Consider the following 22,778-nt stretch of genomic DNA (forward strand, 5'->3'; position numbering starts at 1 on the left):
GCTGTATGGTACACCCCGATTAAAGGTTAACGCCCCTCTGCCAAGTCAGCATAAATAAACATCTCGACTCCCAACAGGATTAAAAGTAGAAGTTCTACCCAGGACAAAATTGTCACCCCTAAAGGAGGTTTGGCAACCAGAAACCAGAATGCGCTTAGAGCAATTATGCCGGAAAAGACAAACGTAATCTCATCCACAATTAATTGCTGAATCTTGCGGCGTTTGCGGTGCTTATCACTACGGTGGGCAATCTCCCAACCAAAGAGGGTTTCTAGATCCCCATAGCCCGTGTGTTCCTTGACCTTATTGACCAGCTTGTAGCGAATATATCTGCCGATCGCTGAAATCTTCTCATCATTAACCACATACGTCCAGCCCAGAATCAGGCATACCCAGGGAATCACGAGCAGGGCATAATAGTTGGACGGGTTGGAAACGGCAAAGGAGACAACCCCGCCAAACACACCCAGCGTCACATATAACAAGTTATCCCGAAAGCCAATCCGTTGAGCCTGCTCCGACTTCAGCTTGTCATATTCCTTAAAGAAAATTTCCAGAATTTGGTCTTTATCGCTCATGACTGACTCCCCAGTTCCTAAAACCCTGCATCTATTGTGACGGAAAGGAATCCATCACTTAATTTTGAGTCCAACTAGGCAAATTTCTTGAGTCTTGTCACAATAGGGTGATAGCTACTAATACAAAGGTACTTGCGAATGCCTCGCGCAGTCATCCTGACATCTCATCCTGATGAGTACCGTGCTGTTCGTACTCATTTAACGCACCTTGAAGAAAAAACACATTCGCAAGGTACAGTCTATGAGTTAGGGCAATTTTCTGCAAATGGAAAAACCTGGGAAGTAGCGATTGCTGAAGTCAGTGCAGGAAATTCGGATGCAGCAACGGAAACAGAACGGGCGATCACTTACTGGGAACCCCAAGTAGTCTTGTCGGTTGGTGTAGCAACTGGACTCAAAAAAGATGTAGCTACGACAGATATTGTCGCTGCGATCGAGGTGTATGGGTACGAGTCTGGCACAGAAACGGAATCTGGCTTTTTGACAAGACCCAAAATTGGGTTAGCCAGTTACAGATTGAAACAGCGAGCAAAAGCAACAGCTAGAGGAGACGATTGGGTTGAGCGCATTCAAGGCAAGCAGCCAAACTGGACACCCAAAGCCGTTGTAGGAGTGATCGCGGCTGGTGAAAAGGAAATTACTTCCAGTCACTCTAAGATTTACCAGCTTTTGCAATCAAACTATGGGGACGCCTTGGCAGTCGATGTCACAGGTTATGGTATCCTCAAAGCAGTTCACGCCAATGCTGAAACCAATGCTCTGATTATTCGAGGCATTACCCACATACTCGATCAAGATGTCACAATCGACCTAGCCCAACCAAGAATAGTCGCAGCTCAACATGCAAGTGCGTTTGCCTTTGAAATACTGGCAAAATTAGAGGCTAGTTCCTCTCTGGGTCTAAGTCCGGATCAGTACGCCAAGCTCAAACGAAATCTGGAAAACGCCTCCAAAGGGTTGCTGAGTTGGCGGCGCACATTGAGTAATAATCAGCAGATTGAACGTCCTGAGCGAGATGAATTGCTGAAGCGCATCAAAACAGAAGAATCGTCCACAACAATTGTTCTAGGTACTCCTGGGTCGGGTAAATCAGCACTGATGGCAACCTTGGGAAATGAACTGGTCAGGCAAGGTTTTGCCATTTTTGCGATTAAGGCCGACCAGTTGAATGGAGCAATCGACACAATTGAAAAGTTACAGCATGACCTGCATCTTGAGTTGCGTCCCAACGATGCCATTTATGCAATTGCCAGCAAAGAGCCTATAGTTGTTTTGATTGATCAGCTAGATGCTGTCTCGGAGCTACTGGATCGCAAATCCCAGCGATTGAACCTGCTTCTATCTCTAATTCAGAGATTATCTGGCAGTGAAAATGTTCATATCGTTGCCACCTGTCGGGAATTTGAATTTCGCTATGGTTCTCAATTTGCTCGGCTTGAAGAAATCGATAAATTGGAGTTGAGTCTTCCTGCTTGGGAGAGTATTGCCCCAATTTTGGAAGCATCGGGACATCAACCCGCAACCATGGGGGAACCTCTCCGAGAGTTATTACAAAATCCACTCCACCTGAATGTTTTTCTCGATGTTGCCCAACCGGGAGATGTTTTTACGTCTTCCCAAAAACTATTAGACCGCCTCTGGCAAGAACGGGTGAAGAAACAACCAGAAGCTGAAAAATGCGTAGCGTTTTTGGAAAAGCTTGCTGATCGCATGACGGAAGAAGAAGTTTTATGGGTATCAGATGCGATCACCGACACATCTCCAGAAATTTGGCAGGCGTTGGAGCGAGCTGGACTATTAATGACCAATCCAGAGAATGCGACCATCGGCTTCCGTCACCAAACCTACTATGACCATACCCTTGCCCGTGCTTTTGCCCGTGGGTCACAATCCCTGACCGAACTCGTTTTAGAACGACAGGATGGTCTTTTTGTAAGACCTATTTTGCTAAGGAGCCTGAACTATGTTCGTGGCACAGCTACTCAGCAATATCAGAAGCAATTAACAACTCTGTTGCAAACCTCCCAACAACAGGTAAGACCTCACATTCGCAATCTGCTAATTGAATTTGTAGGAGCGCAACCTAATCCCGATTCAGTTGAGGCTGGATTACTCATCCCTCTACTCAACTCAGAAACAGAGGGAATCAAAGTTCTAGATGCAATGATTGGGAGTCCGGGCTGGTTCAGGCGTTTGCGCGATCGCCCTGAATTTACCCAGTGGTTAGAGAAACCAGCAGAAAAGGCTGTCTATTGTTCTTCACTGCTAACCACAGCTACCAGTTTTGCATCTGAAGATGTCTGGGGCCTGCTAGAAGAATACTGGCTTAACGACGCAACCTACGATTTTTTGAGCATTCGCTTAATTTGGAGTATCAGTCAATGGACTCCCCAAAGAGTTTGGCTCACAGAACAAATTATTCGGCGTTCCAATTTTGAATGGCATGATGTTAGGGTGATCGCTGAAAGAATCACTGAGACTTTACCGGACTACGGTGCGAGAGTTATTCGTGGTCATTTGGACTATCTGTTAACCCAGGCAGTTAAAGCTAGTCAGGTGTCGCCTCCAGAGTTGCCACCCGATGCTGACGAAGCAGAGTGGTATGCACATGATTACTGGCACGATCCCAGAAAACCTCTACAACGGTTATTGGAGGGTAGTTTTTATGAAATTGAGAAATTTGCACAGGTAAATCCAAAGACTTTTTTAGATGCAATCTGGACATGGTTTACCGATCTGGTTGACCAGATTGCAAGAGACACTCGTTTGAGTAGCACAAGCTATCGTGAGGATCACTCAATGATTAGGCTGGGTCGTCATCATGGAGCAATTATTGAAGCGCTATTGGAAGCTATTTTCAACCTAGCTGAGCATCACAGGCAAAGCTTCTTGGCATTGGTAGCGCAAAACCTACAATCAGATTTACTTCTAGTTCACAGGTTGCTTGCTCGTGGATTGGAGAAGATATCGAGTCAGGAACCACAAACGATCTTAGATTATCTTTTGGGCGATCAAAGGCGTTTATGTCTTGGCGACAGTATAAAAGGGCATCACCATGATGAAACCAAACGTCTCATTTCCTCCGTTTGTCCACACCTATCACCTAATGAAAGGGTAAAAATCGAGGATGCCATTCGCAAATTTGATTACTACCATCCGAGAGAGAGTTGGAATTCCGAGGCTCGATTCCACTTTTCGCAATACAACCGCCAGCATCGGCTCCAGCTCTTACTCGCATTTCCTGATGAGTGTCTCAGTACAGAAGGTAAACGCTTAAGAGATGAAGAAATTCGTGCTTTTCCGGGGGAATTTGCTCAAGATCGATACCCAACTGTGACAGAAGCTCAAATTGTCGGACCACGCATGACCAAGGAAGAAATGGCTCGTGCAAAAGATGAGCATCTCTTAAGCTTATTTGATGAGCTTTCTGATGAAACAGGGTGGGATCATCCTCTGCGAAGATGGAGCAAAGATCTTTCACGGGCTGGGGGTGTAGAGCAACAATCCCACGAATTTGGTAAACTTGTCAAAAATGATCCTGATCGCTGTCTAGGGCTTCTTCCCCAACTTAAGCCACAGCGCCACGAAAGATATGCAGGCAAGGCACTGGTTAACCTTGCAGAAATAGATTTTTTATCTAGCAATCTAATTCAAATTGTCGAAAATCTCGACCAGCGCGGCTTCACCTCAGAGGAGTTTCGTGAAGATGCTGCCGATGCTTTAGAAAAAGTGGCTGAACGTAATCAAGGGCTTCCAACACAAATCTTAGTTCTTATGGAAAGTTGGCTATCTACTCAAACCAAACCGGAGTTAGAGCATTACCAGAGTAACGAGGATTGCCATTCTGATCTAAAATCACCTATCCTGTTTGGCTTAGGAGGCTGCCATTTTCTCCCTGGTGGTAGAGATAATATTGTACGAGTGATCGCCGAGGGATATCTCAGACAAAGCCCTCCGGATTTAGAAGGTTGGGCAAAATTTATTAGATCACAATTAGGTGTAGAACCTCATCCAGCCGTATGGGTCGATATATTGACGCGGATGCCGCCACTATTGAATGGCGATCGCACTCAGGCAACTGAACTCTTTGACCAGGTTATTCATAACTGCCCAGAAGTTCTTCAATATGCCTGGTCACTTTACTTTATCTCACGCACGACTGGTTGGTTTGAACCCAAAGAAACTGTACAAGGCTGGCTGGAAATGCTCAGGGCTAACCACTCAAACTTTTCTCAGCAAGCGTATGGAGAACTGTTGCTAGTTCAGTATCTTCAGTATCAGGATGAATGGTCGGTTGAGCAAATCCATCACCATCTTGCTAATCAAGACAATGAAGCAATTCTCTGCGGACTGGCTTACGCAGCAAGTCATTTATGGATTCAAAGAAAATGTCGAAAGCGAGCGGCAGAAATTCTTTCCACCCTTGCTTTCTCTTCTACCACTTCTATTCAACATGCTGTAGCAAGCGTCTTCCGCTGGAGTCGAGACCACTTTAACTTAGACAAGGGAATGTTGAAAATCATTCAAGCAGTCTGCAAGAACCAAGGGGTACTCGTAGAAGCCGCTAATGATTTGATTGAAATTATTGAAGTTGAGGAACTTGTAGATAACCATCCAGAAATCGTGGCTGAAGTTTGTCAGAGCCTGACTAGGATTGGTTTAGAACTCACCAATCCAGCCAGAGCGACTGCATTTATTGCAGAAAGTTTAACCACGATTGCCATCCAATTACATCGCCAGCCCTTATATCGTGAGGTTGGTCTTCAGCTTTTTGAGCAGTTACTCGCCTTCAATCTTCGAGAGACGCAATCTGCCTTAGAAGTGCTTGATCGTAGACCGACGCGATGACGAGGTTGATTACTCCAATAAGTACACTCACTCCACTAAAAGTAACTGTAAGTACAGGTAGTATTTGATCTACTTCAATGCTATCTGCACGAAATTCAGAAATTTTAGTTTTTTCTGAAATTTCGTTTTCTTGAAAAATCTCTGTGCTTAATAGCTCTATTGTCTCTAAATCTTCGCGTAAACCAGAGATTTGAATAGAGGTCATTTTTATAACTTATCCTTCATATAAGGTCTTAGAAAGAGCAATAATTTTTGGATGCTATCGATACTGATTGCCATCGCTCAACTACCCCTGTAAACGAGCATAAATTTCCGGTGCATTCGCTTGCATATCCTTCAACACAGCAATCATACTCGTACCTGCATTGCGTAAATAACGTTGCTGCGTTCCTGGTTCAACCAACATCCCGCCACTGTGATGTATCGCCACTACTTTAAATTCATCATCAAACACAGGTGAACCGGAAGAACCCGGTAGAGTACTCGTCGTGTATTGCACCACATTGGCATCAGCATAGGCGATAAAGTTATTCTGCATCGAGATTTTCTTCAGATGTCCACCTGGATGCTGAATGATGGCTACGCGATCGTCTCTCCGCATTGGCTTACTCTTGAGGACAAGGGGACTGCCAAACTCTGGCAAATCTGGTTCTTCCGGACTTAGTGTGCTAAACTATCAGATTCAATGAGCTAGAAAGCTTGCCAAGCAAGGACTGTAGCTTTTCATCGCCTCAAAACTCTCTTGAAATCCGGGTAGAAATAGTTAAAGCTATTGCTGTTCAATATTTGGGCAAATTAAACTAACAATTTAGCACACTAACTACGGAAGACCCTAAAATCCTGGCGATTGAGGGTGATAACTATCCGATTATTGCTGACAGCAAAGCCTAATACCTCTTCATCAGGAATTCCTAGGTTAGCATTTCCCGCTTCCTGCACAGTCAAGACATCATGTCCCATTGTCCGAAGCTGTTCACTAACGTCCCGTGGAAACTGCTCATCAGCATACAAACGTGCCATTGGCTAAACAACCTCATTATTGGCGCGAATCGCTGCTGCAATTTCTTCGGGATGACCATCAGCATACGCCCAAGCATTGACCAGATCAGCTGCACTGATATGAGGATAGTCTTGTAGAAGTTGGGCTTCACTGACGCCAAGCTGTTGGGCTTCAACTAATAACCAAATGGCAATTCGGGTTCCGGCAATACAGGCTTCTCCACCACAAATACCAGGAGTTTTACTGATTCCTTTTCCGCCCGTTCTCAGGGTTTTGGTCAGACTCTGAATGATGTCTGCTTTGTCAGCAGAGGATAGGCGAAGAAGCTGATGTTCCAGTTCCTGACGAGTCATAGAGTACAGGGATGATTGAAAATTATCTTTATTGTAGCGATCGCGCTCTGCTTCCAGTAATCCCAGCCATCACGCAACTTGGGGTAAACTTATCTAAACCCCCTGTAACTAAGCGTATGCGATCGCGTCCGCACGGCTAGCCGTCTTGAGATTTTTTGCCTTGCTTATTGGAGTATCTTTATCAATTTAATTTACCCAAACTCATAGCCTTGATTCACCCAGTAATGCCAATCTGCGATCGCCTGTTGGGTTGGTGCATCTGCCTCTACTGCCAGGGAAAAGAGCCATTATGTTGTTTGTGGATGAGGTGGTGGATATTCTCCGTTCATAATGAGTTGCTCGCGTTCGAGGATGCGTTCTGGAAGGTTAAATTGTAGAATTTTAGCGGTTACGCGCCCTTGGGCAGTTAGTGGAATGATCGTTCCTCCATCTAGCCGGAAGTGGTCTGACCATTTCTGGAGACGGGGATTAAAAAAGGGGGTTAGCTGTTGTGTCTCAGGGTCGAGTGAACCGAGGTCAGTTCCTTTGAAGCGGTTGCAGTAAGGACAAGATAAAGCTAGGTTTTCAGCTTCAGTGATGCCATCATGTTTTTCGGCAATGATATGTTCCATTTCAAAGGCGAAAAGTGAAGCTGTTTGGGGAAATCGGCAATACTCGCATTGCTCTCCGGCGCGTTGAGTCACTAGCCGACGCAGAGTTGCTGATACATAACTCATGCTGCTGTTTGTAAGTGTTTATAAGCATGAGCTTTTGCTAAACGCACCCAATGTTCTAGAAGCAAGTATCGATCAAGTTCGGCTTCTTCCGAGCGCGAGAGTGTACCCGATTTATTGCGATCGAGCAGTTCGCTCATGCGGGTTTGTAAAGCAGGCGTGGGGCGGATGGCAAGGATAACTTCTGGACTGGGTTGACTAGCAAGCAGTTCGATGATCTGGAGTTCGTCTTGGTAGCAGATGGTTTCTGGGGGGGTAAGTTCCTCAATTGCGCGATCAAGGGCTTCTGGGAGGCGATCGCCCAATTGTTGCAGTTTTTCACCCAGGCGATCGGGGACTTCTAGGATAATTTGCATTGGCGGTAATGTATTGTTTAAGCTTGCTTTGATTGTAGCAGTAGGGGGAGGATGAGCCTAGGCAACCTCATTATTGGCGCGAATCACTGCTGCAATTTCTTCGGGATGAGCATCTGCATACGCCCAAGCATTGACCAGATCAGCCGCACTGATGTGAGGATAGTCTTGTAGAAGTTGGGCTTCACTGATACCAATCTGTTGGGCTTCAACTAATAACCAAACGGCAATTCGGGTTCCGGCAATACAGGCTTCTCCACCACAAATACCAGGAGTTTTGCTGATTCCTTTTCCGCCCGTTCTCAGGGTTTTGGTCAGACTCTGAATGATGTCTGCTTTGTCAGCAGGGGATAGGCGAAGAAGCTGATGTTCCAGTTCCTGACGAGTCATAGAGTACAGGGATAATTGAAAATTATCTTTATTGTAGCGATCGCGCTCTGCTTCGAGTAATCCCAGCCATCACGCAATTTGGGGTAAACTTATCTAACGCCCCTGCAACTAAACGTATGCGATCGCGTACATTGGCAAAGTCGGGTAAATTCTGAACAATACGGGTGAGTCGGTTGAAGTCTGGCTGGGATAGTTGAACAGTCACAGTTACTACTCCTATGCAAGAAAACTACTACATTGTATATGTGTTGATGACCTTGATTGGAGCAAAATCCAGCTTCTAAAACTGAGCAGTTGGGTTTCCTTCGTCAACCCAACCTACAAGTTACTCAAATCTCTGAGTATGGCAGCAAAATATTATTCTTAATAGATGAAATTATATCATTGCACTTTTCCGGATTGTTTTCAATGCAGTATAGTAAAACTTTATTGATATAAATATATACATATAATCTAGACCAATCTTGCTCTTCCATCTGCCACAGATAATCTACATTGCGATATTGAATTGAAATACATCTTAGCTTTTCTGCCCATTCTTCAATGTTATTAACATACCATTCATGATATTCTTCCTGGTTCCAGTCAGTCCATTGATTAAGTTGATCATAGAGTTGGCATAGTTCAACTCCTAAGTCTTTAAAATTATTTTTCTGACAAAACTCGATAGCCTCAGACAAAGGTTTATCGATTGCATCATAATTGACATCATCCATGCTACTAAACAACTCAAATTTCTCCTTGTCTAAAAGTACAGCTCGCCCGTCTAAGGAAGCATGAGCGCGAGCATGGCAGAGAGAGTTATCTAAGGCAGGTTCACCCTCTAGAGAACCCCAAGGCTTCCCTAAGACCCATCCTGTCCCAAAGCAATGATTAACAGACAACTCAATTTCATCATCCAATTTTGATAAAAGATTGCCAAAATCTTGCAAAAACCAGCTTGGTCTCCAGGAGGGTTCTAGCATCTGGAGGGGGTCTAATTCATCAATTGTGTTAATGCTTGCCATTAAGCTCAAATAAAAGGCACGAAGAGTTGGTTCTGAATAAGGGCTAATACGAGTATTGCCAGCTTTATGATCTGCCCACTTGAGTAAATTTTGTAGATTTCCATCATGGGAAAAAGTTTGAGTAATAGTAACTTGAAGTCGATCAATAAAAACACAATAATCCCTATGGGATAGTTTTTCAGAGAACAGCAGGATAACCTGCTCCCATTTTTTTAAAGATAGATGTTTTATCAGTTCATCCCCAAGTTTGTCTTTGTAACTTAGGCTTAAGGCAACTAAATACTCTTGAAACGTCAGATGTGAAAATGACCAAACTGTCTGACTGCGCTTAATCAACAACCCATGCTGCGCTTCAATCGCCTTCAAAACTACCCGACTATCCCGCAGCCCAATTCCCAAAAACTCCCCAATATATCCCTCAATCTCCTCCTGCTCAAACAACACATACTGCTCTTGTTCAAACTTCTTCACCGCCAAATAGCGCAATAGTTCCAGCTTTCGCTTTACCGACAAATCCTGATAAATTTCATCCCGCTCAATCTCCCGCGATTTATCCCACTTTTCCAGCAGCAACTCCAACCCTTCCTGATAAAGCTTGGAACGCTTCGAGTAAAACTTTCCCGTCTGGTGAAACACTGCACAAGTTAAACTCAGCAAAATCGGCGTAATTGCTAACTCTCGAATCGGCTTATTCTCCTCTAAAAAGAGCTGTTCCAAAAACTCCTGCGCCTTTACCAATCCCACCGACTCATCCCGCACTACCGCCTTAAACCAATGTTCCGCAAATGCTCGCACTTGGGCTTCATTAAAATCCGCTACCTCCACATAATCAAACCGCTCAAATCGCGATTCCTGGCTTGGGATTCGACAGGTTACAATAACCTGCACCTGGGGATAAGTACGAGTAAACTGTTTGATTTTCTTGGTGATTTTCTTCCCATCCTCCCCCGTTACCTCATCCAATCCATCCAGCAGAACTAGCGCTCTACCTTGCTTTAGAACTAATTGAGTTTCGGCATTCGATAACTGCCAGTATTGCTCTAGATACCCTTTTAGCGAATAGGCAAACTCTCGCCCATCGTCTACAAACTCTCGCAGTTTAATCAATACAGGAATCCGGTGCGCTTGTAAATTTCCCCAATTACACTCCGTCACCACTCGCTGCAAATAGGTTGTCTTCCCCGAACCGGGTTTACCCACTACCATCAGGTTGGTATTCTTCGCCAACACCTCCAATCCTGACACCCGTTTCCGTTCTTTACCCAAGCCAATGCGATCTAAACTACGATAGTCGGGATTCTTTCTGAAATCCTGCCACAAGTCCTGCAATTCTGACCGACGACTACTGCTCAACTCCTCCAGAATATTCACATCCACAAACAAATCACCCAATGGCACCCAATGATCCACGCCCCAAAGCGGCATTGTGCCATGTAAGGATTGGATGTCATCATGAAGACGCGATCGCACGTTTTCCACGAGAGCATCACTATCAGACGTATCCGCTACTCGCTGAGAATCCCATCCTAAATCAATCTGAGAACGCAGTTTATCAATACGTTGCTGACTCTCGATACCAGAATGCGATCGCACACACTCCAACAATGCCCAAAGTGCTTGTTTACCCGGTGCAATTTCACCATAGTCTGCTAGCTTTTCCACCATCTCCGGAATGAACGTCGCAACAGCACCACTCCAAGTGATGCGCTGTAACACCGATGCATCATTACCCAGCGCTAGGATTAACCAAGAGCGACGGCTGCGCTCATCTTCCATCAAGGGTTTGAGCAGTTCAAATAACTCATTGATCGTGTTCGAGTCTAATTTCACCGTCAATTCAAACTGTCAACTGTGCGTTTATTCGTCTATTTCAAAGACGATACCTTCATAGAGCAATTCAATCGGAAATTCAAATTCAATGCTGGATAAAGTGATAGTATCTCCCGCCTGGTAAGGATAGTAAAGCCACATTCTTCCCTCTCCCCGAGAGTAACGTTCGACAGAGATTGTTTCCGAGTCAATCAAGATATACTCTTGCAAACTGGGAATTGTCAGATAGTAAGTGAATTTTTCCCCTCTATCCTTAGCACTTGTAACAGGCGAGAGAACTTCTACAATAAGTTTAGGGTTTTGAATAAACTGGCGAGCGTTAAGGTCTTCAGGGTCGCAACTGACGATAACATCAGGATAGTAGTAAATGCTCTTCGGACTCACTTGCACCTTCACATCTGAGACATTAACCCGACAACCTCTAGAACGTAGATGAGGATACAAGGCTCTGTAGAGATTCAGAGCAATATCGTTATGAGGAATCGTACCACCTGTCATGGCAAAGACTTCACCCTTGACATATTCATAGCGAATCTCTTGCTGAGATTCCCATTCGAGATAGTCCTCAAAGCTCATTTTGGGTGATTGTTGGGGAGTGGCTATCATCGGAAATTGGGGTTGGTAAGGGGGCGAATGGAAACCCCTGTCATTTATGTATGGGCAGGAATTCGCCCTCTTACATAAACAGCAGTCCGACAGGACTTCCTTTGAGAAGCTGTTGGTATCCATTTCCCTTGTGTACACGACTGCATATTTGAATGGAAACCCCTACCGCCTTGGATTGACTTGCTGACGTTCGATGTATTGCGTTCACATGAAAGTCTGGGCAATTACAGACTCGTGCTTTTAATCTGTACGCATAAGGGTTGCTTGATTGGGCTTATGCCCCTCCCGTTTCCGGGGTAATGTTTGCCTCGCCAATGTTAACAGTCGGCACTTTCTCAACACACTGGCTTAACCCTATACACCTGTTTAATGCTGAGATTCTAGCAGCTCAGGGCTGGCACGCACCCCAAGGTAGGACGTTTGGCACTTGCCGTTAACGTAGTTCGCTAAGAACTTAGGCTGGTCAGGTATGGGCTTGATTCAAGCCCCCGCCTTTAGGCGTGGGTTCCTGACAACCAAGATTGTTCAAGATTGCTTTGATTGTAGCGGTAGGGGTAGGATGACCCTAGGCAACCTCTCGCCCATTTCCTTGAAATCCTGCCATAAGTCCTCCAATTCTGACTGACGGCTGCTGCTCAATTCCTCCAGAATATTGACATCGACAAACAAATTACCCAATGACACCCAATGGTCTACTGATCCACGCCCCAAAGCGGCATTGTGCCATACCAGAATTGGATATCATCATGGAGACGCGATCACACGTTTTCCCCAATAGCATCACTATCAGCGGTATCCGTTGCTGGATCAGAATGCCATCCTAAATCGAATAGCACTGAAATAAGCATTTGGGGAGAACCAAAACCCTTTATCTATCGTAGGGTGGGCATTGCCCACCAGCCTTAAGTCAGTGACATTCATCCTAAATCAATCCAAGAACGCAGTTTATCAAGTTGTTGACTATCAATACCAGAATGCGATCGTACACACTCCAAAATTGGGTAATTTACCCAAACTCATAGCCCTGATTCACCCAGTAATGCCAGTCTGCGATCGCCTGTTGGGTTTGTAGCATCTGCCTCTGGTGCCTCTAGCTGAATCAACGGCACTGCTAGCCTATCGTCATCCCAGACAATCTCAACAAACATTTCCTGTTCACACTCTTCCTCTGGTGCCATCCTCACCACTTCTACGGTTGCCTTTTCTTTCACAGGGGAAGTGCGTCGCTTACTGATGCAGACGGCTGTGAAGGGAAACTGCATTGTATCCTGCAAGTAGTAGTACCAGCCCATTGCTTGCTCTTCTGGTTCATAAGCATCCACCACAATTTCCATTGTGATCCGCTCTTCTCGCTCTGCATCCCGTTCCACTTTCGCCATAGCCTAACTTCCATTCGTTGCTGTATGGTACACCCCGATTAAAGGTTAACGCCCCTCTGCCAAGTCAGCATAAATAAACATTTCGACTCCCAACAGAATTAAAAGTAGAAGTTCTACCCAGGACAAAATTGTCACACCTAAAGGGGGTTTGGCAACCAGAAACCAGAATGCGCTTAGGGCAATTATGCCGGAAAAGACAAAGGTAATTTCATCTACAATCAATTGCTGAATCTTGCGGCGTTTGCGGTGCTTATCACTACGGTGGGCAATCTCCCAACCAAAGAGGGTTTCTAGATCCCCATAGCCCGTGTGTTCCTTGACCTTATTGACCAACTTGTAGCGAATGTATCTGCCGATCGCTGAAATCTTCTCATCATTGACCACATACGTCCAGCCCAGAATCAGACATACCCAGGGAATTACCAGCAGGGCATAATAGTTGGACGGGTTGGAAACGGCAAAAGAGACAACCCCGCCAAACACACCCAGCGTCACATATAACAAGTTATCCCGAAAGCCAATCCGTTGAGCCTGTTCCGACTTCAGCTTGTCATATTCCTTAAAGAAAATTTCCAGAATTTGGTCTTTATCGCTCATGGCTGACTCCCCAGTTCCTAAAACCCTGCATCTATTGTGACGGATGAGAAACCCTTTCTCTGCCAGCCAAAGAAATTCTCGCTGACTCTGGGCAAACCCAGAATAAATCGCCAAAATAGTGAATATTCAGATTACTCGAATTATTAGTCCATGCCGAGCGCTGTTGTCTTGACTGCTCTTCCTGTTGAATATCTGGCTGTCCGTACTCATCTGACCGATCTTCAGGAGGAAATGCATCCCCAAGGAACAATTTATGAACGGGGAATATTCATCGCCAACGGACACGAATGGGAAGTGGGAATTGTCGAGGTTGGGGCTGGCAATGCAGGTGCAGCAGTGGAAGCAGAACGGGCGATCGCTTATTTCCAGCCCAATATCCTTTTCTTTGTAGGTATCGCTGGAGGGATCAAAGACGTTGAAATTGGTCATGTGGTGGTAGCGACGGATATTTACGGCTATGAGTCAGGAAAAGTAGGAGAGCAGTTTTTCACTCGCCCGAAAGCGGAAAAGTCTGCCTATGCGCTGGTGCAGAGAGCTAGAGCGGAGGCGAGAAAAGGGGAGTGGCTACAACGGTTAACCAACAGTCCCTCTCCACAGCCCTGTGTTCGCGTGGCTCCCATTGCTGCTGGTGAAAAGGTGATTGCCTCTAGACAGTCGGATATTTTTCAGTTTCTGAGGGCGAGTTATAACGACGCGATCGCTGTTGAGATGGAAGGATTCGGTTTCCTGAGTGCAGCCTTTGCCTACCCCGATATCCAAGCGATCGTGATTCGAGGCATTTCTGATCTGATTGAAGGCAAAAATGACGATGCCATAGAACCTGAACAGGTTAGACAGGAGAAAGCTTCTCTTCATGCAAGTGCGTTCGCCTTTGAGGTGTTGGCAAAGCTTCAGATTAAGGAGACGGATAAGCCATCCTCCCCACAATCCACTACGCCACTTCGTTTGCATGAATCTCCTCAAACTAGAAATTCTGAACCTAAACTTGATTCAACTTTTAACTTCAATGTAGTAACGGTTAATTGTCAAGGAAAGATAATTAATCAACAGAAAAGAAAAGCTAATTTTTTTACGGAAAAATTGGGCAGAAACATTAAGTTGAATATGGTATTTATCCGAGGTGAACAATTTATGATGGGTTCATCTAACTTTGAAATTGAACAAAATAAAAATGAAATCCCTCAGCATGAAGTAATTATTCAGCCATTTTTTATGAGCAAACATCCAATTATTCAAGCTCAATGGCGAGCGGTAGCATTACTTCCTCAAATCGATTGCAGTTTAAATCCTGACCCCTCCCACTTTAAAGGTGATAATCGTCCTGTTGAAAATATTAACTGGTACGAAATAAAGGAGTTCTGTCATAGACTTTCTAAGACTACAGGTCATGAATATCGCTTACCGAGTGAAGCAGAATGGGAATACGCCTGCCGTGCTGGTACTATAACTCCATTTTACTTTGGAGAAACTTTAACTACAGAATTAGCAAACTACTCAGATATTCGTTTATATGATGAAGATACTATCAAAGGCAAATACGTCGGTAAAACAACCAATGTAATGACCTTTCCTCCAAATGCTTTTGGTCTGTATGATATGCACGGTAACGTAAGAGAATGGTGTTCTGATCATTGGCATGATAACTACCAAGAAGCACCCTCTGATGGAAGTTCTTGGGCAACAGGTGGCAACAACCGATTTAGAATATTACGTGGCGGTTCTTTCTCTCTTAAAATGGAAGATTGTCGCTCAGCAAATCGCCATAAAGATGTGCCGAGTCAAAAGAGTAGCAGTAGTGGTTTTCGGATTGTTTGCTCTTCTATTCAATAAAAAATAAATAATTTAAAGTCAATTATTTATTCAATTTTAATTTCAACAGCAATAGGACCACTAAATGTAAAGCCAATATTGAAGGATATCCTCAAGCTAGTTTTCAAAGAAGCCCAAGTAGTATCATCTATGTTATTTCTGTGAAAGAAAATATTATCTCCTCGCCCATCAACAATGACAAAACCATGCTCTGCCTCTAATCTGGAGATCGTCCCTAAAAAAAGCTTGTTGCCACGATTATCTTTTATGTAATCACGTACTTTGATACGCGGTTCATATTTTATGGGAGCCTTAGCTCGCAAATGGCTAAAAATTATTTTTGACTCATTTAGTTTTTCTGAGTCATTACTCTGAAATAAGTAGCGAGCATACCAAAACTGCGCGTAATAATTTTGATCCCATTTAGAAAAAGACTTTCTGAAGTAGTAGATAAGGCTATCGATATTTAATGGATCTGTCATTCTCAAAACTTGAGCATATTCGTAATATAATTCTTTGTTTGAAGTCTGACTATTTAAAGCTTTTTCTAAACAATCTTTAGCAAATTTTAGGTTGTTTCTGTTTCTATAAAAATTAGCTAAACGCATTGTAATATAAGGATCTCGATGATTCAAATTGAATGCAGTTTCGAGAGCTTTTAAAGCTCGCTCATTATCCTCAATGAGGTTGGCAAAAGCTGCTTCTAAATTATTAACAAAAGAATCTTCTGGATATTTTTGCTTTGTGCTTTCAAGAATTTTTTCAATGTCACGAATCGCATCCTCTATATCACGATTATTTGTACTTTCTTCCTTTAGGATATCTTTTAAATCATCAATAGCTAGCTTGAGGTAGGTGCTTCTAGCATAACGATCTGACTGCGGCTTGTTCATTAAACTATCTAAAAGTGAGCGTGCTTGACGACGAAATTTATTCCGCTCTAATGGACGCTCCGTTCTGCGTGCCCGCATTACTGCCAGCTCTGCTCGAGAATGGACTATTGAACTATCTCTTGGATCAATTTCTTGAGCTGCATGAAGCAGTTCTTCGGCTAACCGATAATCACCATCAGGTCTGAGCCTTTCATAGTTTGCCATTTGTTGGTAGAGATAAGACTCTTCGCAAAAACTTTCTTTAGCAATATCAAAAATAGCTTTGACATCTTCAGGTAATGGAAATATCTTTTCAAGCATTTTGGCATTGATTAGCTTACGAAAAGAATCTCTATCTACATCGTAAGAAATATTGAGGCATCTAAGTACTCGAATATATTCATTGTAGCGATCAGAATCCTCTGTAAGAACCTCTTCAAATACAATCTGAGCAATTTGTGGATGTCGAGATGTGTAATAATAATCACCTTTGGAAGAATTTCCTTTTACCTGAACAACATATTCAAGAGGTGTCAACAACTCCTCCTTAAAATCTTTAAATACAACACCATAGACTCTCGCTATAAGACCAGCTCTAACTAAAGTACCAAAGCGATTAAGAAGACAAACAGTAAGGTAAAGATTTTGAGCTCGTTTAGGATATATATTGTTGTATTCATCTAAAATTATCTCTTCAAATGGACGTCCCATAGTAGCTTCGTGCAATGCAACTAATAGCTGCCTACCTGCTTTTTCTGCAAACTCTTTAGCTCTTTCATTAACAGTTTTGTCCTGAAGATTAGGACCTAATGCGTCATGTTTATCTAATAAATTAACGAGATTCATAATCTCAGTTTCGCTAAGATATTTCAACTGATAGGCAGTATTTACATAATCAGCAATACTGTCACATGACATATTCCATTCGTTTGATCGCTCCGCTGCAATTATAGTAATCGGAACTTCAGAACTGCGTGATTCTTCAAGTAACTTTAATATTAAAGAAACGTGATCTGCTGCTGCATCTATAAAAATAAAAATCCGATCATTAACAAGTCGATAAAGCTCTTGTATTGCACCAAAACTTATATTACCTAAAGGTTTCATAAATAAGCAGATGACATTAGCCTGAGTAGCCGCTTCCCATGCTACTCTTCTCAAAAATATTGTTTTGCCAGCTCCTGCCTCGGCTTTAATTATATAAAGTTCAGAAAGTGTAGGTCTATCGCTATCAAGTTTCAGTATAACGTCGCACAGTACAGTATCTGTGAGACGACGCCTTACATCGAGTTCTTTAATAATTGGATACCATCCTAGGTCAAATCCTTTATAGAATTGTCTAGGATCACTTTCACTTTCCTTAGTTTCTATAGCATCATGTACATATTCTACATCGTGAATTAACAAATCTTTGACTGAACCAATTACTGGATCATTTTTGATAAACTTTTTTTGTATGGGATGCTGAATTTGCAGTGCTTGTGACAGAGGTCTTAAATTTTTCGGTATTGCCAGAGCAAGAGATTCCAAGAAGTCTTTTAATCTTCCTTTTAGGAGTGTAATACCTTTAGATTCCCAAAGAGATTCTTCAATTTTATTAGCGTGAGGCTGAACTAAATAGTAGGGTGGTCTAGTTTTTACATTCTTTAAAACCTGGAGAATAATTGATCGTAAATCTGGATCATCAGAACTGTTTCCTATGAAAACTACTGGATTTTCATAACACCATTCATAGAAAGTCTTAAATAAGCGATCTCGACCTTCTTTATGAGTGCCGTATTGGTCAGTATTTAAAATGAGAGGTAATTTAGAATCTTGTGTTCTAGTAATACACCCATGTAACTTTAGCAACGCCAGATTATTTAATGATTGAATTTTCTGATCTATTTTATCATTGTTTGATATAAGTGGCACTAACTCTTGAACTCGACTCCGTTTTTTTTCATAAGCAGTCTCCACTAATCGGTCAAAGTTTGTTGTAACAATACCTCGCCATCTGAATGTTGGTAAAATCAGGTGAAAATCTGCTGGTTGAAGTTCTCGAAATTGATCAGCTATAAAATCCTGAACTGTTCCTAAATCAGTTGCTGAAATAGCCAGCTCAGTGACCCATGCCAATGGCTCGTGATTGCACTGACCATTCAAAAATTTTTCAGCCAATGCATCCCGCAGATTGTCTCCGAAGGGGATTTGTCCTCTGTTTGGTATTGAACCACAAGTTACTCCTGTACCGAGAAAAAGCACGACTTGACCAGATTGTACTAAAGATACAACTATTTGCGGAAGTTCCATAACAGATGGTAGGATACGTTTTCTCTAAATTTGAGCAACATCTAGGCTGTGGGTATGCTGCCTCTGTGAGGCTAAACTAGCTAAACCCTTGTCTAAAATTCCTCTTACCTAGTACCGTTTTACCTCAATATCCTCAAAAAAGGGGCAATCGCATCTCCTTTACCTCACCCTGACTGTCACGGCTACCAAAACTGAGACAGTCAAGTGTGCCAACGCCTCTGCAACCAAGTCTGTGCAATCACCTGCCGTGGCAAAGACTGGTAATGTTTAAATAATACAGATCAGTCGTCGGTACTCAGGCTGAGATAATTGAACCGTTATGGTTGCTACTCCTATAATGGTCAAAGACTAGCACGGGGAAATTTTGGAGAGGGAATTCTGATGACGATTCGCGAAACCACCATTGCCAAATTGCAACAATTGCCGGAGCCACTTTTACAGGAAGTCAGTAATTTTATCGACTTTTTGAGGGACAAGCAACAACACAGAACGGCTACAGATAAGCCTAACAGTGATGTAAAAAAAGCATGGCTACAATGGTTTCAGTCGGTCGATCGCCTAGAGGTTTCTCCTAATAAACCAGCCAGTAACTATCAACAACTTTTGCTGACTAAGTATCGAAAGCAGGGAGTCATAAATTAACCAGATACGATTAATAATAAATGAAAGAAAACCACCCTCTGAGTAAAATCCCTGTCAACACCCTCTCACCTTTCCACCCCCAACCTCTCAAATAAATCCGTGAAATCAGTGTCATTCCCCTCTCACCTCCCCACCCCAATCTCTCAAATAAATCCGTGAAATCAGTGTTTTGACAAATGACAAATGACAAACTCAGTATTAGTGCGATCGCGATTCGCCGCCATATCGGTACCCTAGTCTTAACCTTAGCCGTAATTGTACTAGGAATATTTTTCATTCTCCAGATTCAGGTTGATTTATTACCCTCGATTACCTATCCCCGGATTGGCTTACGTTTAGGGGCGCCCGGTATCTCGCCAGAGGTGGCGGTTGAGGAAATTACTAAACCCTTGGAACAAGGATTAAGCGCAACGGAGGGTGTTGTCCAAGTCTTCTCCCAAACTCGCGAGGGACGAATTAGTTTAGACTTATTTTTTCGACCTGGCGGTGATATTGATCAGGCGCTCAATGATGCAACAGCAGCGTATAATCGCGCTCAATCCAATTTACCCGAAATTATCGAAGAACCGCGTTTATTTAAGTTTGATCCCTCTCAATTACCCGTTTATGAATTAGCCCTAAAATCTTCATCCCTAAAAGACGTAGATTTGCGCGTCTTTGCGGATGAAGAACTCAGCCGTGAACTGAGTGTAGTTCCTGGCGTCGCCTCCGTCGATGTTTCCGGTGGGGTAAGGGAAGAGGTTCGAGTGCTGATTGATCCGAATCGTTTGCAGCGATTAGGATTAGGATTAACCGATGTCTTAGATGCTTTGGATGAACGAAATCAAGATGTAGCCGGGGGACGACTACGGGGAGAAGAATCAGAACCTTTAACCCGAACGATGGGACGGTTTCAGGAGGCGGACGAATTGCGGAATTTGTCCTTTGAAATCCAGGATACAGACACAACCACTCCTCCGCGTCAGGTCTATTTGCGGGATTTTGCAGAAGTGATTGATGGGACGGAAGATAGACGGGTATTTGTCTTTCTGAATGGAGAACCAGCGGTTAAAGTTAGTGTACAAAAACAACCCGATGCGAATACGATTGAAGTCGTCAATGGCGTAAAAAAACGCATTGAACAACTGCGACAATCGGGTTTAATTACCGACGATATTGAATTAGTCGCCACATTGGATGAATCCATTTTTATCCAGAATTCGATTGCTAATGTCACCAGTGCGGGGTTAGTCGGCGCTACCTTAGCCGCCTTTGCGGTGCTGTTATTTTTGGGTTCATTACGACAAACCTTAATTATTGTCATCGCCATTCCCCTAGCCACCCTAGCCGCCGTGATTTTAATGCAGTTATTTGGCTTATCCCTAAATGTGTTTAGTTTAGGCGGATTGGCGTTAGGTGTGGGGATTGTCGTGGATAATGCGATTGTTATGCTAGAAACCATCGCGGCGGGTGTATCTGACAATCCAGGTGTAGGGACAGATTTAACCGATAAAAATGGCGAAAAAACCGATAACCTCACTCAACCCGCCCCGCCTCAAGCCATCATTTCCCAAGCCGAACAATGTTCCCAAGAGGTTGAATCAGCGCTGATTGCTTCCACCAGTACAAATTTAGTTGCTGTCCTCCCATTTTTACTCATTGGTGGCTTTTTCTCCCTCCTGTTTAGTGAATTAATTTTAACGATTAGTTTTGCTGTCGCTGCGTCGTTAGTGGTGGCGTTGACAGTCGTCCCCATGCTGTCGTCTCGCTTATTAGCCATTCCTCGATCCAGTGGTTTAAATCGATTTTGGCTATTACAGGCTTTTAATCGTCGCTTTGAAGCTGCAACCTTGGGTTATCAAGGGTTCCTAGCGCGGGTGCTGCGGTATCGTATTTTAGTCATCGCCCTGGCTGTGTTCATTCTGGGCGGCGGAAGTTTAGCCTTAGCCAGTCAAATCCCCCAAGAAATTCTCCCCCGAATTGATACCGGACAAGCCCGCATGTTTGCCCAATTTCCACCAGGAACCACCCTAGAACAAAATCGCCAAGTGATGATGGCGGTGGATGATATTCTCTTAGCGCAACCAGAAACCGAGTATGCATTTACCACATCCGGCGGATTTTTGTTTGGCGGAAATACCTCAGAAAACTTGTTACGAGGAACCAGTACAATTGCGCTGAAATTGGATAGTAATGTTGAGCCATTTATTGAGACAGTCAATCAGGAATTGCAGACCTTAAATTTAGTCCAAACTCGTCTGCGCCTCAGCCCCGGTTCAGTACGAGGGATTATTTTAAGTAATTCACCCGTTCGTGGGGCGGATTTAGATATTGGCTTACAAGGAACCAACACGCAGCAATTAGAAGCAGGGGGGCGTCAAGTGTTAAAGGCGTTAGATGAACGCGCAACCTTAGCCCGATTTCGCCCGGATGCGGATAATCGCCAACCCGAAATACAGATTCGTCCCGACTGGGAACGAGTCGCCCAATTGGGGTTAACCGCCCAGGAAATTGGGGATACCATCCAAACCGCGATCGCAGGTTCGGTATCGACACAGTTACAACGAGGCGATCGCTTGGTGGATGTGCGGGTACAGCTTGATCAAGCGGCGATTCAGCGGGTGTCTCAGATTAAAGAGTTACCCCTATTTACGACTAATAATCGCCAAATTTATTTGGGTGATGTGGCGGCGATTGATCAAGGACAAGCGCCGGGTGAAATTCAGCGGATTAATCAGCGCCAGGTGTTCTTAATTGCAGGAACTCTGAATGAGGGTGCAACCTTGAGTGAGGCGTTAGCGGAAACCAATGCGATATTAGCTGAATTAGATTTACCCGATGGGGTTTCTATTTTACCCAGTTCCGCCAGTGAAACCAATCAGCAACTCCAAAATTCTCTGAAAATATTGGGAGGATTAGCCGCGTTTATGGTGTTTGTGGTGATGGCGGTACAGTATAATTCCCTAATTGACCCCTTAGTGATTATGCTCACCGTACCCCTCGCCTTAGCTGGGGGAATATTGGGACTCTATGTCACCCAAACCGCCATGGGCGCAACGGTTCTGGTGGGGGCGGTACTCCTGGTAGGGATTGTGGTGAATAACGCGATCGTGATGGTGGAGTTTGCCAATCAAATTTATTACCGGGAAAAGGTTGACCGCAAAACCGCCATTTTGCAAGCCGCACCGCAACGGTTACGACCGATTTTGATGACCACAATTACCACGGTTTTAGGATTGTTTCCTTTAGCCTTAGGAATTGGCAAAGGGTCAGAGTTTTTACAACCGTTAGGTGTGGTTGTATTTTCCGGGTTGTCCCTAGCAACGGGATTAACGCTATTTATTATTCCCTGTTTCTATACGTTACTCCATGATAGTTTTGGGGATAATAGGAAAAAAGGACTCAGGGGAAGAATAGGGAAGACGAACCAGGGAACAGAGAAACGGGGTAAAACTAGAGCATCAGTGTAGTAATAAGTGGGTGGACACAATTAAAGTTAACGGTTGAGATTAGGGAACAGGGAATCCGAC

At 43.8% G+C, this 22,778-nt stretch carries 16 protein-coding genes and 2 pseudogenes; 4 read left to right on the forward strand and 14 right to left on the reverse strand.

The genetic code is table 11. From position 1 onward, the window contains the following. Positions 1-26: 26 nt before the first annotated feature. Positions 27-578, reverse strand: coding sequence for a hypothetical protein (locus RIE73_RS34410; RefSeq protein ID WP_446405442.1), 552 nt, complete (start codon positions 576-578; stop codon positions 27-29). A gap of 138 nt (positions 579-716) precedes the next feature. Between RIE73_RS34410 and RIE73_RS34415 the strand changes: the two genes are divergently transcribed. Further along, on the forward strand, positions 717-5,426 hold the full coding sequence (locus RIE73_RS34415; protein ID WP_446405443.1) for a phosphorylase family protein: 4,710 nt from the start codon (positions 717-719) through the stop codon (positions 5,424-5,426). 286 nt (positions 5,427-5,712) lie between these two features. Here RIE73_RS34415 and RIE73_RS34420 read toward each other — a convergent pair whose 3' ends face one another. From RIE73_RS34420 to RIE73_RS34475, 12 genes and pseudogenes are all read right to left on the reverse strand, one after another. Next, positions 5,713-6,069, reverse strand: a complete 357-nt coding sequence (locus RIE73_RS34420; protein ID WP_446405444.1) for a trypsin-like serine peptidase — start codon at positions 6,067-6,069, stop codon at positions 5,713-5,715. 191 nt (positions 6,070-6,260) lie between these two features. Beyond that, positions 6,261-6,446 (reverse strand): annotated as a pseudogene (locus tag RIE73_RS34425) (DUF5615 family PIN-like protein); the annotation flags it as partial. Between the two features lie 3 nt (positions 6,447-6,449). Then, complete coding sequence (locus tag RIE73_RS34430) at positions 6,450-6,779, reverse strand: DUF433 domain-containing protein (RefSeq protein WP_446405445.1); 330 nt, start codon at positions 6,777-6,779, stop codon at positions 6,450-6,452. Positions 6,780-6,970: 191 nt separating this feature from the next. Next, on the reverse strand, positions 6,971-7,054 hold the full coding sequence (locus tag RIE73_RS34435) for a calcium-binding protein (protein WP_446405484.1): 84 nt from the start codon (positions 7,052-7,054) through the stop codon (positions 6,971-6,973). A 12-nt stretch (positions 7,055-7,066) separates the two neighbouring features. Beyond that, on the reverse strand, positions 7,067-7,495 hold the full coding sequence (locus RIE73_RS34440; protein WP_446335930.1) for an HNH endonuclease: 429 nt from the start codon (positions 7,493-7,495) through the stop codon (positions 7,067-7,069). Beyond that, the gene (locus RIE73_RS34445) at positions 7,492-7,848 is read right to left on the reverse strand and encodes a hypothetical protein (RefSeq protein ID WP_446405446.1); all 357 of its coding nucleotides are present in this window, start codon (positions 7,846-7,848) and stop codon (positions 7,492-7,494) included. The genes RIE73_RS34440 and RIE73_RS34445 overlap by 4 nt, the downstream gene beginning before the upstream one ends. A gap of 57 nt (positions 7,849-7,905) precedes the next feature. After that, positions 7,906-8,235, reverse strand: coding sequence for a DUF433 domain-containing protein (locus RIE73_RS34450; RefSeq protein WP_446405447.1), 330 nt, complete (start codon positions 8,233-8,235; stop codon positions 7,906-7,908). Positions 8,236-8,263: 28 nt separating this feature from the next. After that, positions 8,264-8,440, reverse strand: coding sequence for a hypothetical protein (locus RIE73_RS34455; RefSeq protein WP_446405448.1), 177 nt, complete (start codon positions 8,438-8,440; stop codon positions 8,264-8,266). 124 nt (positions 8,441-8,564) lie between these two features. After that, on the reverse strand, positions 8,565-11,072 hold the full coding sequence (locus tag RIE73_RS34460) for an NACHT domain-containing protein (protein ID WP_446405449.1): 2,508 nt from the start codon (positions 11,070-11,072) through the stop codon (positions 8,565-8,567). A 27-nt stretch (positions 11,073-11,099) separates the two neighbouring features. Next, a complete protein-coding gene (locus RIE73_RS34465) occupies positions 11,100-11,678 on the reverse strand; it encodes a Uma2 family endonuclease (RefSeq protein WP_446405450.1) in 579 nt (192 codons plus the stop codon). Between the two features lie 1,006 nt (positions 11,679-12,684). Continuing rightward, positions 12,685-13,057 (reverse strand): annotated as a pseudogene (locus RIE73_RS34470) (calcium-binding protein). A gap of 45 nt (positions 13,058-13,102) precedes the next feature. Beyond that, the gene (locus RIE73_RS34475) at positions 13,103-13,654 is read right to left on the reverse strand and encodes a hypothetical protein (RefSeq protein WP_446405442.1); all 552 of its coding nucleotides are present in this window, start codon (positions 13,652-13,654) and stop codon (positions 13,103-13,105) included. Positions 13,655-13,804: 150 nt separating this feature from the next. On the opposite strand from RIE73_RS34475, the gene RIE73_RS34480 reads away from it, so the two are divergent. Then, the gene (locus RIE73_RS34480; protein WP_446405451.1) at positions 13,805-15,484 is read left to right on the forward strand and encodes an SUMF1/EgtB/PvdO family nonheme iron enzyme; all 1,680 of its coding nucleotides are present in this window, start codon (positions 13,805-13,807) and stop codon (positions 15,482-15,484) included. A gap of 26 nt (positions 15,485-15,510) precedes the next feature. Here the strand turns inward: RIE73_RS34480 and RIE73_RS34485 are convergent, their stop codons facing one another. Next, on the reverse strand, positions 15,511-18,627 hold the full coding sequence (locus RIE73_RS34485) for a P-loop NTPase (RefSeq protein ID WP_446405452.1): 3,117 nt from the start codon (positions 18,625-18,627) through the stop codon (positions 15,511-15,513). 381 nt (positions 18,628-19,008) lie between these two features. Between RIE73_RS34485 and RIE73_RS34490 the strand changes: the two genes are divergently transcribed. Then, on the forward strand, positions 19,009-19,269 hold the full coding sequence (locus tag RIE73_RS34490; protein WP_446405453.1) for a DUF2281 domain-containing protein: 261 nt from the start codon (positions 19,009-19,011) through the stop codon (positions 19,267-19,269). Positions 19,270-19,445: 176 nt separating this feature from the next. Then, positions 19,446-22,718, forward strand: coding sequence for an efflux RND transporter permease subunit (locus RIE73_RS34495; RefSeq protein WP_446405454.1), 3,273 nt, complete (start codon positions 19,446-19,448; stop codon positions 22,716-22,718). The last annotated feature ends 60 nt before the right edge of the window (positions 22,719-22,778 follow it).

This window comes from Coleofasciculus sp. C1-SOL-03 (assembly GCF_040220555.1).
Lineage (GTDB): Bacteria > Cyanobacteriota > Cyanobacteriia > Cyanobacteriales > Coleofasciculaceae > Coleofasciculus.

What these genes read in the sequence shown, in the direction of transcription:
- RIE73_RS34440 (WP_446335930.1), bottom strand. Translation starts at nt 7,495, where the DNA reads ATGAGTTATGTATCAGCAACTCTGCGTCGGCTAGTGACTCAACGCGCC.
- RIE73_RS34415 (WP_446405443.1), top strand. Translation starts at nt 717, where the DNA reads ATGCCTCGCGCAGTCATCCTGACATCTCATCCTGATGAGTACCGTGCT.
- RIE73_RS34410 (WP_446405442.1), bottom strand. Translation starts at nt 578, where the DNA reads ATGAGCGATAAAGACCAAATTCTGGAAATTTTCTTTAAGGAATATGAC.
- RIE73_RS34490 (WP_446405453.1), top strand. Translation starts at nt 19,009, where the DNA reads ATGACGATTCGCGAAACCACCATTGCCAAATTGCAACAATTGCCGGAG.
- RIE73_RS34480 (WP_446405451.1), top strand. Translation starts at nt 13,805, where the DNA reads ATGCCGAGCGCTGTTGTCTTGACTGCTCTTCCTGTTGAATATCTGGCT.
- RIE73_RS34445 (WP_446405446.1), bottom strand. Translation starts at nt 7,848, where the DNA reads ATGCAAATTATCCTAGAAGTCCCCGATCGCCTGGGTGAAAAACTGCAA.
- RIE73_RS34495 (WP_446405454.1), top strand. Translation starts at nt 19,446, where the DNA reads ATGACAAATGACAAACTCAGTATTAGTGCGATCGCGATTCGCCGCCAT.
- RIE73_RS34465 (WP_446405450.1), bottom strand. Translation starts at nt 11,678, where the DNA reads ATGATAGCCACTCCCCAACAATCACCCAAAATGAGCTTTGAGGACTAT.
- RIE73_RS34475 (WP_446405442.1), bottom strand. Translation starts at nt 13,654, where the DNA reads ATGAGCGATAAAGACCAAATTCTGGAAATTTTCTTTAAGGAATATGAC.
- RIE73_RS34430 (WP_446405445.1), bottom strand. Translation starts at nt 6,779, where the DNA reads ATGACTCGTCAGGAACTGGAACATCAGCTTCTTCGCCTATCCTCTGCT.
- RIE73_RS34485 (WP_446405452.1), bottom strand. Translation starts at nt 18,627, where the DNA reads ATGGAACTTCCGCAAATAGTTGTATCTTTAGTACAATCTGGTCAAGTC.
- RIE73_RS34450 (WP_446405447.1), bottom strand. Translation starts at nt 8,235, where the DNA reads ATGACTCGTCAGGAACTGGAACATCAGCTTCTTCGCCTATCCCCTGCT.